15 protein-coding genes and 1 tRNA gene are annotated in these 13,335 nt (G+C 72.0%); 13 read left to right on the forward strand and 3 right to left on the reverse strand.

Going from position 1 to position 13,335, the window contains the following annotated elements:
• The first annotated feature begins 230 nt into the window (after positions 1–230).
• The 9 genes from BLW43_RS06520 (at position 231) to BLW43_RS06560 (ending at position 6,681) form a co-directional block, all read left to right on the forward strand.
• A tRNA-Gly gene (locus tag BLW43_RS06520) sits at positions 231–305 on the forward strand.
• A gap of 123 nt (positions 306–428) precedes the next feature.
• Positions 429–1,223: an MlaE family ABC transporter permease gene (locus tag BLW43_RS06525; RefSeq protein WP_245730950.1), complete on the forward strand. Its 795-nt coding sequence runs from the start codon at positions 429–431 to the stop codon at positions 1,221–1,223.
• Positions 1,223–1,996, forward strand: a complete 774-nt coding sequence (locus tag BLW43_RS06530; RefSeq protein ID WP_093250621.1) for an ABC transporter ATP-binding protein — start codon at positions 1,223–1,225, stop codon at positions 1,994–1,996. Before BLW43_RS06525 ends, BLW43_RS06530 begins: the two co-directional genes overlap by 1 nt.
• A gap of 19 nt (positions 1,997–2,015) precedes the next feature.
• Positions 2,016–2,630, forward strand: coding sequence for a hypothetical protein (locus BLW43_RS06535; RefSeq protein ID WP_093250628.1), 615 nt, complete (start codon positions 2,016–2,018; stop codon positions 2,628–2,630).
• Positions 2,627–3,088 (forward strand): paraquat-inducible protein A, encoded by a 462-nt coding sequence (locus BLW43_RS06540; protein WP_245730951.1) that lies wholly within the window; start codon positions 2,627–2,629, stop codon positions 3,086–3,088. The genes BLW43_RS06535 and BLW43_RS06540 overlap by 4 nt, the downstream gene beginning before the upstream one ends.
• Positions 3,076–3,612 carry a lipocalin family protein gene (locus BLW43_RS06545; RefSeq protein ID WP_093250631.1) on the forward strand — a complete coding sequence of 179 codons (537 nt, stop codon included), beginning with the start codon at positions 3,076–3,078 and terminating at the stop codon, positions 3,610–3,612. The genes BLW43_RS06540 and BLW43_RS06545 overlap by 13 nt, the downstream gene beginning before the upstream one ends.
• 15 nt (positions 3,613–3,627) lie before the next feature.
• Positions 3,628–4,998, forward strand: coding sequence for a DNA repair protein RadA (radA, locus tag BLW43_RS06550; protein ID WP_093250635.1), 1,371 nt, complete (start codon positions 3,628–3,630; stop codon positions 4,996–4,998).
• Positions 4,999–5,065: 67 nt separating this feature from the next.
• Positions 5,066–5,641 carry a CvpA family protein gene (locus tag BLW43_RS06555; RefSeq protein ID WP_093250638.1) on the forward strand — a complete coding sequence of 192 codons (576 nt, stop codon included), beginning with the start codon at positions 5,066–5,068 and terminating at the stop codon, positions 5,639–5,641.
• 41 nt (positions 5,642–5,682) lie between these two features.
• A complete protein-coding gene (locus tag BLW43_RS06560) occupies positions 5,683–6,681 on the forward strand; it encodes a magnesium transporter CorA family protein (RefSeq protein ID WP_093250640.1) in 999 nt (332 codons plus the stop codon).
• An 80-nt stretch (positions 6,682–6,761) separates the two neighbouring features.
• Here the strand turns inward: BLW43_RS06560 and BLW43_RS06565 are convergent, their stop codons facing one another.
• Together BLW43_RS06565 and BLW43_RS06570 are read right to left on the reverse strand one after the other, a co-directional pair.
• Positions 6,762–7,997, reverse strand: a complete 1,236-nt coding sequence (locus BLW43_RS06565) for an HlyD family secretion protein (protein WP_093250645.1) — start codon at positions 7,995–7,997, stop codon at positions 6,762–6,764.
• On the reverse strand, positions 7,994–8,395 hold the full coding sequence (locus tag BLW43_RS06570; RefSeq protein WP_093250649.1) for a hypothetical protein: 402 nt from the start codon (positions 8,393–8,395) through the stop codon (positions 7,994–7,996). Before BLW43_RS06570 ends, BLW43_RS06565 begins: the two co-directional genes overlap by 4 nt.
• A gap of 167 nt (positions 8,396–8,562) precedes the next feature.
• Here BLW43_RS06570 and purF point away from each other — a divergent pair, with 167 nt between their 5' ends.
• Positions 8,563–10,056, forward strand: a complete 1,494-nt coding sequence (gene purF, locus BLW43_RS06575; RefSeq protein WP_093250652.1) for an amidophosphoribosyltransferase — start codon at positions 8,563–8,565, stop codon at positions 10,054–10,056.
• A 42-nt stretch (positions 10,057–10,098) separates the two neighbouring features.
• Here purF and BLW43_RS06580 read toward each other — a convergent pair whose 3' ends face one another.
• Positions 10,099–10,683, reverse strand: coding sequence for a beta-class carbonic anhydrase (locus BLW43_RS06580; protein ID WP_093250659.1), 585 nt, complete (start codon positions 10,681–10,683; stop codon positions 10,099–10,101).
• A gap of 124 nt (positions 10,684–10,807) precedes the next feature.
• Here BLW43_RS06580 and BLW43_RS06585 point away from each other — a divergent pair, with 124 nt between their 5' ends.
• From BLW43_RS06585 to BLW43_RS06595, 3 genes are all read left to right on the forward strand, one after another.
• Positions 10,808–11,509, forward strand: coding sequence for an SDR family NAD(P)-dependent oxidoreductase (locus tag BLW43_RS06585; RefSeq protein WP_093250662.1), 702 nt, complete (start codon positions 10,808–10,810; stop codon positions 11,507–11,509).
• Complete coding sequence (locus tag BLW43_RS06590) at positions 11,506–12,273, forward strand: SDR family oxidoreductase (RefSeq protein ID WP_093250665.1); 768 nt, start codon at positions 11,506–11,508, stop codon at positions 12,271–12,273. Before BLW43_RS06585 ends, BLW43_RS06590 begins: the two co-directional genes overlap by 4 nt.
• 96 nt (positions 12,274–12,369) lie before the next feature.
• Positions 12,370–13,329 carry an autotransporter domain-containing protein gene (locus BLW43_RS06595; RefSeq protein ID WP_093250669.1) on the forward strand — a complete coding sequence of 320 codons (960 nt, stop codon included), beginning with the start codon at positions 12,370–12,372 and terminating at the stop codon, positions 13,327–13,329.
• Positions 13,330–13,335 lie beyond the last annotated feature (6 nt).

Below are 13,335 nucleotides of genomic sequence, written 5' to 3' on the forward strand. Positions count from 1 at the left end.
TGCAGGTTTTACGACAATTCCGCGACGGCGCCGGGCCAGCGCGGAGAAGGCAGGCTGACGGCGTAACGATCCAAAAGACAAAACTACGCACAATCAAACCTCTGCATCGACATGTGAATTCCAGAACTCAGGTTCTGCCGCGGCGCGATATCCTGTGCCGGGGCGCGGCTTTCGCCGCCCGGTCCCTCGCGCTTGACGGCGCGGGCGCGACGCCATAACGACAATGCCGTGCGGGCGTAGTTCAGTGGTAGAACGTCAGCTTCCCAAGCTGAATGTCGTCGGTTCGATCCCGATCGCCCGCTCCACCTCCTCCCGTCGCCTGCGCCACGTTTCCGGCCTGCGCCAAGGGGTCACGGCTTGGCGCCATGCGGCTCGCCGTCTAGGTAACGGAGCGCGCCGCGTTTCGGCGCGGTGCGGATGGTCTGCGCATGATGGTTCTGGGCACGTTGCAGCGTCTGGTCGCCGCCGTCGGGGCCGCCACGCTCGGGCTTTGCGCCGGGGCGGGCCGCCTTGCGATCTTCGCCGCGGGAAGCGTGAGCCATGTGTTCCGCCCGCCCTTCTACTTCGGGGAGTTCGGCCGCCAGTTGCTGCGGATCGGCTATTTCTCCCTGCCGGTCGTCGGGCTGACGGCGCTGTTCACCGGCGCCGCGCTCGCCCTACAGATCTACGCCGGCGGGGCGCGCTTCAACGCCGAGACGGTGGTGCCGTCGATCGTGGCCATCGGCATCACGCGCGAGCTTGGTCCGGTGCTCGGCGGGCTGATGGTGGCGGGCCGCGTCTCGGCCTCGGTCGCGGCGGAGATCGCGACCATGCGCGTGACCGAGCAGATCGACGCGCTGACGACGCTCTCCACCAATCCGCAGAAATACCTCGTCGCGCCGCGCCTGCTCGCGGCGACGCTGGCGCTGCCGGCGCTGGTCGCGGTGGGCGACGCCATCGGCATTCTCGGCGGCTTTCTCGTCGGCGTGGGCCGGCTGAACTTCAACGAAGGCGCCTACATGAAGAATACGCTCGACTTCCTCGAAGTCGGCGACGTGACGTCCGGGCTGGTCAAGGCCGCAGTTTTCGGCTTCATCATCGCGCTGATGGGCTGCTACCATGGCTATTTCTCGGGGCGCGGCGCGCAGGGCGTCGGCCGGGCGACGACCAACGCGGTGGTCTCGGCCTCCATCATGATCCTGGCGGCGAACTACATGCTCACCGACATCTTCTTCGGGAACTGATGACCGAGAGCCCCACCCCACCGCCGCGCATCGCGCTTCAGAACGTCGCCAAGCGCTTCGGCGCCAACGCGGTGCTGCGCGACGTGACGCTGGAGGTCGGGCGCGGGCGGTCCCTGGTGATCATCGGCGGCTCTGGCACCGGCAAGTCCGTCACGCTGAAATGCGTGATCGGCCTGATCGAGCCCGACAGCGGGACGATCAGGCTAGACGGCGAGGACATCACCCATGCGCGGGGCCGCAGGCGCGACGCGTTGCTCAACCGCTTCGGGATGCTGTTCCAGGGCGCGGCGCTGTTCGACAGCCTGCCGGTCTGGCGCAACGTCGCCTTCCGCGTGCTGCAGACCCGGCCTGCGAAGGACGCGCGCGAGATCGCCATCGAGAAGCTGCGCAGGGTGGGCCTGACGCCCGACGTCGCCGACCGCTTTCCGGCGGAGCTTTCGGGCGGCATGCAGAAGCGCGTCGGCCTCGCCCGCGCCATCGCCGCCGAACCGGAGATCATCTTCTTCGACGAGCCGACAACGGGGCTCGACCCGATCATGGCCGACGTCATCAACGACCTCATCCGGGAGATCGTGAGCGAGATGGGCGCCACAGCCATGACCATCACCCATGACATGACCTCGGTCCGCCGCATCGCCGACGATGTCGCGATGCTGCATGACGGCGTGGTTCAGTGGCTTGGGCCCATTGCGGATCTCGACAACAGCGCCAACCCTTACGTGGACCAGTTCATCCACGGACGCGCCGATGGCCCCATCGCCGCGGTGCGTTGAGCCCAGGAGGCCGCAGCCCATGTCCGACGACGTTCTCTGGCGCGATCTGCTGCGCATCGCCGACCAGCACCGCAAGGCGGCGGCGCCCGCTCCCTTCGAGACCGCCTATGCCGACGTCGCGCGCAGCCTCGCGATCTGCCACCGGCTCGGCGTCGACCACCCCGGCGTCGACATGCTCAAGAAGGACAGCTTCGCGCCGGCTGAGCTGAGTGACTTCTTCCAGAAGACGTGGCGGCTAGCGACCCTGCACCTTGAGGAGCGGCGCGTGGCGCAGCTGGAGGCGCGCGGCGGCGTGGACCTCGACGCCGGCGACCTCGACCGCCTGCGCGCCAACCTGCTGGAGTCGCGACGCATGATCCTCGCCTTCGCGTGGCTCGGCGAGGACCAGAAGCGGCGCCATCTCGACCAGCTGGAGGCCGTGGGGTCGGAGCTGCAGCGCGCGCGCGACGCCTTCGACGTGGCGCTCGACGGCGTGGACGACCGCGGTGCGGCGGCGATGATCGAGATCGGTCGGCCGAGCCCGCTGAAAGACCTGCTGGCGCGGCTGATCGCGCCAATCGCCGGCTCGAAGGCGCAGCCGAGCGCCCTGCCCGGCCCCAATGCGAGGCTCGCGCCGCCGGACGGCAAGAAGTGACGGCGCGCGCGCCCCGCGCGCTGGAGCTCGCCAATCTCGCCGTCCTCGCGCTGCTGCCGGTGGCCTGGGCGGCCCCGCTGATGCGCGCGCAGGCGCTGCCGTTCTTCCCGACGAGCGAGATCAGCATCCTCTCCGGCGTCGCGGCGCTGTGGGAGACCGACGCGGCGCTGGCCGTCGTCGTCGCCCTGTTCGCGCTGGCGGCGCCGCTGGCCAAGGGCCTCGCGACGGCCGCGGCGCTGCGCGGCCTGGCGCCGCGGCGGCTGACGCGCTGGCTGCCGGCGCTGGGGCGGCTGGCGATGGCCGACGTCTTTCTCGTCGCGGTTTATGTCGTGGTCGTGAAAGGCGTCGGGCTGGCGACGGTCGAGACCGGCTGGGGCCTGCACCTGTTCACCGCGCTCGTGCTGGCGGGGCTGGCGCTGGCGCATCTGGTCGAAAGGAGCGCGCGATGCAGCGCATGACCGCCGCCGCGGGGTGCCTCGCACTCGCGGCCTGCACCGGAGCGCCGGACGGCGTGACGCCGGTGACCGGTTTCCAGCCCGAGCGCTACGCTGGCGAATGGTTCGAGATCTACCGGCTCGACCACAGCTTCGAGCGCGGCCTGACCAACGTCACGGCGACCTACGCCCTGCGCGAGGACGGGCGGCTTTCGGTCGTCAACCGCGGCTGGAGCCCGGATGACTGCGCCTTCGACAGCGTCGAGGGAACCGCTCGGCCGATCGGCGCGCCGGGCGAGGCGAGCCTCGCCGTCACGTTCTTCTGGCCCTTCGCGGGCGGCTACCACCTCTTCGCGCTCGACCGGGAAGACTACGCCTGGGCCGCCGTCTCCGGCCCGACGCGGGAGTATCTGTGGATCCTTGCACGCGAACCGGCGCTCGACGCCGAGACTGACGCGGCGCTGCGGGCGCAGGCCGCGCGGCTGGGCTTCGACACGGACGCGCTGATCGCCGTCTCCCACGGCGCGCCGGTCTGCGATGACGGCTGAGGGGGCGGCTTGAGCATGGCGAAGGACGCGCCGGGCTTCGCCTGCGCCGAATGCGGCGCGACGCACCGCAAGTGGTCGGGGCGCTGCGACGCCTGCGGGGCATGGAACAGCATCGTCGAGGACAAGGGGCTGACGGCCTCCGGCCCGCCCTCCAAGACGCTGGGGCGCGCGCGCGGCAAGGCGATGACGCTGGTCCCGCTCACGGGTCGGGAGGCGCCGCCGCCGCGCACGCCCTCCGGCGGCGCCGAACTCGACCGCGTGCTCGGCGGCGGGCTGGTCGCGGGCTCGGCGATCCTCGTCGGCGGCGACCCCGGCATCGGCAAATCGACGCTGCTGCTGCAGGCGGCGGCGGCCTTCGCGCGCGGAGGGGCCAAGTCGGTCTATGTCTCCGGCGAGGAGGCGACGGCGCAGGTTCGAATGCGCGCCGCGCGGCTGGGGCTGGCCGACGCGCCGGTGCTGCTGGCGGCCGAGACCTCCCTGCGCGACATCCTCACAACGCTGGAGGCGGAGCGCCCGGCGCTGGCGATCATCGATTCGATCCAGACCATGTGGGCCGACACGGTGGACAGCGCGCCCGGCTCCGTCAGCCAGGTGCGCGCCGCCGCCCATGAGCTGACCGCCTTCGCCAAGCGGCGCGACACCGCGGTGATCCTCGTCGGCCACGTCACCAAGGAGGGCCAGATCGCGGGGCCGCGGGTGGTCGAGCACATGGTCGACACGGTGCTCTATTTCGAGGGCGAGCGCGGGCACCAGTTCCGCATCCTGCGCTCGGTCAAGAACCGCTTCGGCCCGGCCGACGAGATCGGCGTGTTCGAGATGACCGGGTCGGGGCTGGCGGAGGTCGCCAACCCCTCGGCGCTGTTTCTCGGCGAGCGCGGCGCGCGGGCGCCCGGCGCGGCGGTGTTCGCCGGGATGGAGGGCACGCGGCCGCTGCTGTGCGAGATCCAGGCGCTGGTGGCCCGCTCCAGCCTCGGAACCCCCCGCCGCGCCGTGGTGGGCTGGGATTCGGGCCGCCTTGCGATGCTGCTGGCGGTGCTGGAGGCGCGCGCCGGGGTCTCGATGGCGGGGATGGACGTCTATCTCAACGTCGCCGGCGGCCTGCGCGTGGGCGAGCCGGCGGCGGACCTGGCGGTGGCCGCGGCGCTGATCTCGGCGCTGACCGACGTCAGCCTGCCCGCCGACGCGGTGTGCTTCGGCGAAATCAGCCTCTCGGGCGCCGTTCGCCCTGTCGCCCACGCCGAAGCGCGGCTAAAGGAGGCGCAGAAGCTGGGTTTCGCCCGCGCTTACGGCCCCGCCGGGGGGCCTGAGGCGGCGGGGCTGGCCCTGGAGCGCGTCGCCGATCTCGCGGATTTCGCCGCGGCGCTCGGCTGCGCGCCGGAGGAATGAAGTCGGGGGCTGGATGGCGGCGGCTCGGGGCCGCGGCCCGCGGCCTTAAGGCGCGGAGGCGGGCGGCATGGCGTTCACGGTGGTCGATCTGGTTGTGCTCGGCGTCGTCGCCGTCTCGGGCCTGCTGGCCTATTCCCGAGGGCTGACGCGCGAGGCGCTGGCGATCGGCGGATGGATCCTCGCGGGGCTCGGCGCCTTCTTCTTCGCGCCGCTGGTGGAGCCGCTGCTGCGCGAGATCCCCGTCGTCGGCGACTTCCTGCGAACCTCCTGCACGCTGGCGATGCTGGCGGGCTTCGCCGTCTCCTTCGCGCTGATCCTGCTGCTGCTGGCGATCTTCACGCCGCTGGTCTCGGGCATGGTGCGCGAGAGCGCCATCGGCCCGCTCGACAGCGCGGCGGGCTTCCTGTTCGGCGTGGCGCGCGGCGTGGCGCTGGTGGCGGTGCTCTACCTGCTCTACGATCTCGTGGTGCCGATCGAGCAGCGCGTGGAGGCGATCGACGGCGCGCGCTCGGCGGTCTGGCTGGGCGACGCTGCGGAGGCGATCCGCGCCTCGGCGCCCGAGACGGCCCCTGCCTGGCTCACCGACCGCATCGACCGGCTGATGGGCGCCTGCGGCGAGCCGCCGGCGACGCCGGCGATCTGACCCCCTGCCCCTCTGAACCCCTGACCGCCGGAGCGCGCGAGATGATCAGAGCCTACGGTCATCATGCGGAGCGGCTGGTGAAGCGCGCTCCGGACGCCGATCTCGCGAACATCCTCTGGTTCGACCTCGAAGCGCCGTCGAATGAAGAGGAGACCACGCTTGAGGCCCGGCTCGGGCTCGACCTGCCGACCCGCGACGAGATGCGCGAGATCGAGCAATCCGCGCGCCTCTATGTCGAGAATGGCGCGGTGTTCATGACTGCGACGCTGCCGGCGAGTTCCGAGGGCGAGAGCCCGGCGCTGGAGCCCGTCACCTTCGTGCTGACCGACCGCTGCCTCGTGACCGTGCGCTACCACACGCCGCGCGCCTTCACGACCTTCCCGCCCCATGCCGCCAAGGGGCTGGCGCCCTGCGACACGCCGGCCGCCCTGCTGACGAGCCTGCTCGACGCGATGGTGGAGCGGCAGGCCGACCTGCTGGAGCATGTCGGCGCCGGCATCGACGGGGTGTCGCGCGACATCTTCCGCCACAAGGCGCAGACGGGCAAGCCGCGCCCCGACAAGGACATGCGCGGCATCCTGGAGACCATCGGCCGCATGGGCGACCTCAGCGGCAACATCCGTCTTGGACTGCTGAGCCTTGAGCGGCTGGTCGGCTTCCTCGCGCTGAACCTCGGCGAGCGGACCGGCGAGCGGGTCGCCGACATGCCCGGCGCGCGCGAGGCCCGGCCGCGGGTGAAGGTGCTGGCGCGGGACGTGCGGGCGCTCTCCGAGCACGCGGCCTTCCTCGACCAGAAGATCACCTTCCTGCTCGACGCCGCGCTCGGCTTCATCAACATCGAGCAGAACGCGATCATCAAGATATTCTCGGTGGCCGCGGTCGGCTTCCTGCCGCCGACGCTGGTCGCGTCCATCTACGGGATGAACTTCCAGTTCATGCCGGAGCTGGACTGGGGCCTGGGCTATCCGCTGGCGCTGGGGCTGATGGTCCTCTCCGCCGCGCTGCCGCTGTGGTATTTCCGTCGGCGCGGCTGGCTCTGAAGCCCGCGCGGGGCCTGAACGGCCGACCGCCGCGCGCCAGAACGGCCCCGGGCGCGCGAGCGACAGCCTCGGCGGGCGCCTCAGTGCCCGCCCGACAGCACCAGCCTGCGCACCGGCGCGAGCAGCGCCTGGATCCGCAGGATCGCGGCGTGCACCACGCCGGTCGCATCGATGGCGTGGAGCGCCACGGCGCCGAGCGTCGAGAGGTCGGGATCCTGAAGCCGGTCGTGGTGGCTGGTGTAGACGTTGGCCGTGCAGGAGGCCCCCGGCGGCAGCCCCTCAAGCCCGCCCGCGAACATCGGCTCCAGCTCCGCCAGAACCGTGCCGTCGCCCCTGAACGCGCCGGCGTCGAGAAGCTGGTCGGAGAGCCGCACCTGCCCCGAGGCGACGTATTCCTGCACATGGGTCACGACCATGGGGATGATCGTGAAGGGCTTCGCCGGGCAGGCGATCTCGGCGGCCATGCCGACCTTGAGAACCTGCGCCTCGATCTGGTCGAAGCCCGCCAGCACCGCGCGCCGCCCCGCGTCGGCGGGGATGATGACGCCCGCCGGGCGCATCAGCGGGCTGACGAAATCGCCGACGCGAAGCGTGAGCTGCTCCAGCGCGCCGTCGACGCCGGCGCGGACCACCGTCTGGTCCAGCGCCACCTGCGCCTGCGCGAGCTGGGCCTCGGCGAGCGCGCGCTGCGCGGGCAGCAGGGCGGCGATCTCGACCTGGCTCGCCGCCTTCTCCGCCTGGGCCGCCGCCACCGCGCCGCGGCGACCGTCCGCGCGGGTCTGGAGCCGCTCGATCTCGCGCCTCGGCACCACGTCGGGGTTCCGCGCGGCGAGCTCCTGCTTCGTCTCCAGCTCCTCGAGCGCCTGATCCAGCGCCCCCTGCGCCTCGACGATGGCGCCGTCCGCCGCGGCGAGCCGCGCCGACGCCACCAGCATGCGGGCCTCGATCTCGGCGATGCTGCGCCGGGCGGTCTCGACCGCCGCGCGCTCGTCGGCGTCGTCGAGCGAGAAGAGCGGCGCGCCGGCCGTCACGCGGTCGCCGCTGCGCACATGCACGGCGGCGATCCGCCCGCCGGCCTCGGGCAGCAGCGGCACGGTGCGGAAGAACGCGGCGGCGCTGCCCGTCGAGGGGTGGAAGTAGAAGATGACCGTGATCAGCGAGAGGGTCAGGATCACGCAGGCGGCGATGCCCCAGCGCAGCTCGTACCACACGGTGTAGAGCGTGATCTCGGCGCCGAGCCGCTTGCCCTGCCCGAAGCGGCGGAACAGGTAGTCCGGGAGGATTGTCACCAGCGAGCAGAGCAGCGCCTCGATCATGGCGCGTCCTCGCCCTGCGTCGCGGGACCGTCCTTCGCTGCGGGGCCGCCGCGCCGGCGCCCCGTCATCCGCTCCAGCGCCTCGGCGATGCGGCGCGCAGGCGTCTGGAGGTCGGGAAGCTCGACCAGCGCCAGGACGAGCGCGGCGACCCAGAAGATGTTCTGGTGAGTGAACAGCGCCAGCAGCGCCAGCACGGCGACCAGTTCGATCTGCCCCCTGCCCCGGCCATGCGCCAGCCGCTCCGGCAGCGCGTGCAGCGTGAGGTAGAGCACCGCCGCGCCCAGTACGGCGGCTACGAGCACGACGCCGAGCCCGACGAGCAGTGCGTCCGTCTCGCCCGGGGGCGTGATGAAAGGCGGCAGCGCATGCGGCGCCAGCGGATGCATCCCTGCGGCCATCGCCTTCCTCCCCATCGACGTCCCTGCGCTAGCGCGCGCGCCCCGGAGGCGCCAGCCCTGCGATTGTCGCATCGCCGCCCGGCTTTTCGCGACGGCGTGATGACACCCCGCCCCGCGGGCGTTATATGCGAGAGCGACTCCTTGACCAGCGAAGCGGAGCAGCGCGCATGACTGGCGACGCCCATACGCCTGACCGACGCCTGCCCAGCCACCCGTTCGACCCCGACGACGACAAGCTGCGCGAGGAATGCGGCGTCTACGGGGTGTTCGGCGCCCCCGACGCGGCGAGCTTCGTGGCGCTGGGGCTGCACGCGCTCCAGCATCGGGGGCAGGAGGCCGCAGGCGTCGCCGCCCATGAGGGCGAACCGAACGGCTTCAACATCGTGCGCCGGCTAGGCCATGTCCGGGACAGCTTCACGACCGCGGAGGTCATCAAGGCCCTGCCCGGCCGTCTCGCGCTCGGCCATGTGCGCTATTCGACCGCCGGCGCGAAGGGCGCGACCGCCATCCGCGACGTGCAGCCGCTCTACGCGGAGTTCGCGCAGGGCGGCTTCGCCATCGCCCATAACGGCAACATCGTGAACGCCGACGCGCTGCGGGCGGAGCTGATCGAGCGCGGCTCGATCTTCCAGAGCTCCAGCGACACCGAGTGCATCGTGCATCTCATGGCGCGCTCGATCCAGCGCAGCGCGGCGGAGCGGATGAAGGACGCGCTGCGCCGCGTCGAGGGCGCCTACTCCATCATCGCGATGACGCGCAGCAAGATGATCGGCGTGCGCGACCCCCTCGGCGTGCGGCCGCTGGTGCTGGGCCGCGCCGGCGACGCCTGGATCCTCTCGTCTGAGAGCTGCGCGCTCGACATCGTCGGCGCCGAGTTCGTGCGCGACGTGGCGCCCGGCGAGATGGTCATCATCTCCGACGACGGCGTGGAGAGCCAGTTCCCGTTCCAGCCGAGCAAGCCGCGCTTCTGCGTGTTCGAATACGTCTACTTCTCGCGCCCCGACAGCGTGATCGGCGGCCTCTCGGTCTACGAGACGCGCCGCCGCATCGGCGTGGAGTTGGCGCGGGAGGCGCCGGTGGAGGCCGACCTCATCTGTCCCGTGCCCGACAGCGGCACGCCCGCCGCCATCGGCTACAGTCAGGAATCGGGCGTGCCCTACGCGATGGGGATCATCCGCAACCAGTATGTCGGGCGGACGTTCATCGAGCCGAGCGAGCAGATCCGCAACATGGGCGTACGGCTGAAGCTGAACGTCAACCGCGCCGTCGTCGCCGGCAAGCGCGTGGTGCTGGTCGACGACAGCGTGGTGCGCGGCACGACCTCCCGCAAGATCAAGGAGATGGTGCTGGACGCCGGCGCCGCGGAGGTTCACCTGCGCATCGCCTCGCCGCCGACCACCTGGCCCTGCTTCTACGGCGTGGACACGCCCGACAAGGAGAAGCTGCTCGCCGCCACCATGAGCGAGGAGGAGATGCGCGACCATCTGGGCGTCGATTCGCTGCGCTTCGTCTCGCTGGACGGCCTCTACCGCGCCTGCGGCGTGGCGGAGGGCCGTGACGACCGGGCGCCGCAGTTCTGCGACGCCTGCTTCTCGGGCGACTACCCGGTGGCGCCGTCGGACCGGATCGCGCAGGGCCGCCTCAAGCTCGCCGCGGAGTAGCGCGGCGGAGCCGAGGCCCGGGGGCGATGCGCCGCCGGGACGTCACCCCTTCGGCCTGCCGGCCTGCGTCGCGTCGGCGACCTCGTTCAGCCGGCCGGTCTTCACGTCGTAGACGTAGCCGTAGATCGGGATCGCAGGGTTGACGAGCGGGTGGGCGCGGATGCGCGCGACGTCCTCGACGACGGCGCGGGCCTGATCGGGAATGGTCAGCCACTTGACGTAGCGGCCCTCGGCAGAGCCGCCCGGCTCGGCGGTGTTGCGGAAACCCGCCGGCGTGAGCTCGGCGGTCGCCAGCGAGCCCGCCAGAAGATCGCCCATCGTCGCGTCGTCGAAGAACAGCATGCCGCAGTCGGTGTGATGCACCACGAACCACTCCCGCGTGCCGAGCAGCTTGTGGCTGATCACCATGGAGCGAATCGCGTCGTCGCTCGCGCGCCCGCCGGCGTTGCGCACGACATGCGCGTCGCCTTCCGCGAGACCAGCGTACTTCGCCGGGTCGAGCCGCGCGTCCATGCAGGTGAGAATGAGAAAGCCGCGCGCCGGCGGCAGCGCGAGCGCGCCCTTCTCGCCAAAATCCCCCGCATAGGCCGCGTTGGCCGCCTCGATCTCGATCTTGATCGCGCTCATGGCGTCTCTCCCCCCTGCGCTCCGGCGCGCAGTCGCCGGTTCGGGAAAGGATGACCGGCGGACGGGGGCGCACGCAACGCCAAACGCCCTTCTCCGGCCTCGGAATTCGCGCTAACTCGGGCCGATGGACAGGAAAGATGAAGTGGTTCTCGTCACCGGCGCCTCGCGCGGGCTCGGCTATGCGCTGGCGCTGGCGGAGGCCGCGCGAGGCGCCCATGTCGTCGCGCTGGCGCGCACCGTCGGCGGACTGGAGGAACTCGACGACGCGGTGAAGGCGGCCGGCGGCGCCGCGACGCTGACGCCGCTCGACGTCACCGACGACGACGGGCTGGCGCGGCTCGGCGCGGCGATCCACCAGCGTTGGGGCCGGCTGGACCGCTGGCTGCACTGCGCCGTGCATGCGCCGCCCTGCGCGCCGGCGAGCCACGCCGATGCGAAGGACGTCGACCGCGCCATGGCGGTGAACGCGCGGGCGACGCAGCGCCTGATCAGGGTGCTCGACCCGCTGCTGCGCGCGGCGCCCGCCGGCGCGGCGGCGCTGATGGACGACCGGACGGAGGGCCGGCCCTTCTTCGCGCCCTACGCCGCGAGCAAGGCCGCGGCCCGCGCCTGGTGGGCGGCATGGGCGCTGGAGACGTCGAAATCGCCGCTGCGCGTGCGCCTGGCGCTTCCCCCGCCGATGGCGACCGCGACGCGAGCGCGCTTCTTTCCCGGCGAGGACCGGGAGCGTCTGGCGCGTCCCGCCGAGGTCGCCGGGCGACTGCTGGCGGCGCTGGCGCAGGGCGGCGACGCGGAGATCGATCTGAGGGAAAGGCTGGCGGCGTGAGCGCGGAACTCCAGGGAAAGGCCGCGCTCGTGACTGGCGCCTCGCGCGGCATCGGCGCGGCGGCGGCGGCGGCGCTTGCCGAAGCCGGGGTCTCGGTCACGCTCGCGGCGCGCACCGTCGCGGAGGCGGAGACGCACGCCGCGACCATCCGCGCCGCGGGCGGCCGGGCGCAGGCGCTGGCCTGCGACGTGGCGGACGCCGCCGCCGTAGAGGCCGCGGTCGCCGCTACCGAGGATGCGTTCGGCCGCTTCGACATCCTCGTGAACAACGCCGGCCTGATCGACCCGATCGGGCGGCTCGCGGACGTGGACCCCGAGGCCTGGGGCAAGGTGATCGACGTCAACGTGAAGGGCGTCTTCCACGGCCTGCGCGCCGCGCTGCCCCGCATGGCGGCGCAGGGCGCGGGCGTCGTGGTGAACATCAGCTCCGGCGCCGCGACCAACGCGCTGGAAGGCTGGGCGCACTACTGCGCCTCCAAGGCCGCCGCGCTGATGCTGACGCGCTGCGCGCATGTCGAATACGGCGCGCAGGGCGTGCGCGTGGTGGGCCTGAGCCCCGGCACGGTGGCGACCTACATGCAGGAAACCATCCGCGCCTCGGGCGTCAACGCCGTCAGCCGGCTCGACTGGTCGGCGCACATCCCGCCGGAGTGGCCGGCGCGGGCGATCGTCTGGCTCTGCACCGAGGACGCGCGCGAATTCGACGGCGGCGACGTCTCGCTGGGGAATGAGGAGATCCGGCGGCGCGCGGGGCTGATCCCGTGACGCGCCGTTCCTCAGCCGACCGCGCGACCGGGACGACCGCCGGATCGGGCGGCCCGCGCGGTCGCCCGCCCGGTCGGCTGTCGCGGGGCTGAGCGGATGCGGCCGTTCCTGCGCCGCTGGGCGACGGCCTGCGCCGTCGCCGTCGCTGCGGGAGCCGCCGCCGCGGCGGCAGAGGCGCAGGAAGTCGTCAGCGGCGCGCTGATGGACGCCAAGCTCCGCAGCCGCGCCAACGGCGTGCTTCAGGTGCTGTCCTTCACGGCGATCCCCGACAGCACCGCATCGGCGCTCAGCATCAGCAGCGATGACACCGGCGACCCGCATTTCCGGCAGACCCAGCTCGGCGGCGCCTTCACGGTGAGCGAGCGCACGCCGATCTATCTCGAAGGCTTCATCGGCGCGACGCGCTACGACCCCGAATTCGTGTTCAGCGGCGGCGAAAGCACGCGCAGCGTGCCGACACGCTGGAGCGGCGTGACCGCCACCGGCGGCGTGGGCTACGATTTCGACATCGGCGCGAACTGGGTGTTCCGGCCGATCGTCAACACGATGCTCGGCTACATGGCCAGCGACCTGAAACTCCTCACCTTCGTGATCGACCGCCAGGCGGACCCCGACCTCGACTTCATCGACGGCGGCGACCTGTTGGCGGTCGGCGGCGGCGGTTCGGTCATGCTGGACTACGAGCACCGCTCGGCGGCCTACGACGCAGACATCGAACTGCGCTTCACCAGCCTGTTCGTGCGCAGCTTCGGCGGGGATGCGGTGGAGGGCCAGGCCCACGGGCAGACCGCGGCGCTGTGGACGCGCCTGCGCTACCCGACGGGGCTTCGCGCCTTCGACGCGCCGGTGCGCCTTGTCGTCGAAGGGGCGCATTCGAGCTTTTTCGGGGCGAACCGCGGCGCGCTGGGCTTCACCGACCTCAGCCAGGTCGGGCTCGGCATCGAATTCGACACGGAAAGCAAGGGTGTTATCCTCACCCGCACGCGGCTCGTCGGGCGCTACGTCTTCGGCCGGAACGTCTCCGGCTTCGGCGTGGGCCTCGGGGTCAGCTTCTGAAGGCGC

Source organism: Rubrimonas cliftonensis (genome assembly GCF_900107585.1).
Classification (GTDB): Bacteria; Pseudomonadota; Alphaproteobacteria; order Rhodobacterales; family Rhodobacteraceae; genus Rubrimonas; species Rubrimonas cliftonensis.

Excerpts from the sequence above, each read along its gene's own strand:
- BLW43_RS06525 (WP_245730950.1), top strand. The coding sequence starts at position 429 with ATGATGGTTCTGGGCACGTTGCAGCGTCTGGTCGCCGCCGTCGGGGCC.
- BLW43_RS06530 (WP_093250621.1), top strand. The coding sequence starts at position 1,223 with ATGACCGAGAGCCCCACCCCACCGCCGCGCATCGCGCTTCAGAACGTC.
- BLW43_RS06535 (WP_093250628.1), top strand. The coding sequence starts at position 2,016 with ATGTCCGACGACGTTCTCTGGCGCGATCTGCTGCGCATCGCCGACCAG.
- BLW43_RS06545 (WP_093250631.1), top strand. The coding sequence starts at position 3,076 with ATGCAGCGCATGACCGCCGCCGCGGGGTGCCTCGCACTCGCGGCCTGC.
- radA (WP_093250635.1), top strand. The coding sequence starts at position 3,628 with ATGGCGAAGGACGCGCCGGGCTTCGCCTGCGCCGAATGCGGCGCGACG.
- BLW43_RS06555 (WP_093250638.1), top strand. The coding sequence starts at position 5,066 with ATGGCGTTCACGGTGGTCGATCTGGTTGTGCTCGGCGTCGTCGCCGTC.
- BLW43_RS06560 (WP_093250640.1), top strand. The coding sequence starts at position 5,683 with ATGATCAGAGCCTACGGTCATCATGCGGAGCGGCTGGTGAAGCGCGCT.
- BLW43_RS06565 (WP_093250645.1), bottom strand. The coding sequence starts at position 7,997 with ATGATCGAGGCGCTGCTCTGCTCGCTGGTGACAATCCTCCCGGACTAC.
- BLW43_RS06570 (WP_093250649.1), bottom strand. The coding sequence starts at position 8,395 with ATGGCCGCAGGGATGCATCCGCTGGCGCCGCATGCGCTGCCGCCTTTC.
- purF (WP_093250652.1), top strand. The coding sequence starts at position 8,563 with ATGACTGGCGACGCCCATACGCCTGACCGACGCCTGCCCAGCCACCCG.
- BLW43_RS06580 (WP_093250659.1), bottom strand. The coding sequence starts at position 10,683 with ATGAGCGCGATCAAGATCGAGATCGAGGCGGCCAACGCGGCCTATGCG.
- BLW43_RS06585 (WP_093250662.1), top strand. The coding sequence starts at position 10,808 with ATGGACAGGAAAGATGAAGTGGTTCTCGTCACCGGCGCCTCGCGCGGG.
- BLW43_RS06595 (WP_093250669.1), top strand. The coding sequence starts at position 12,370 with ATGCGGCCGTTCCTGCGCCGCTGGGCGACGGCCTGCGCCGTCGCCGTC.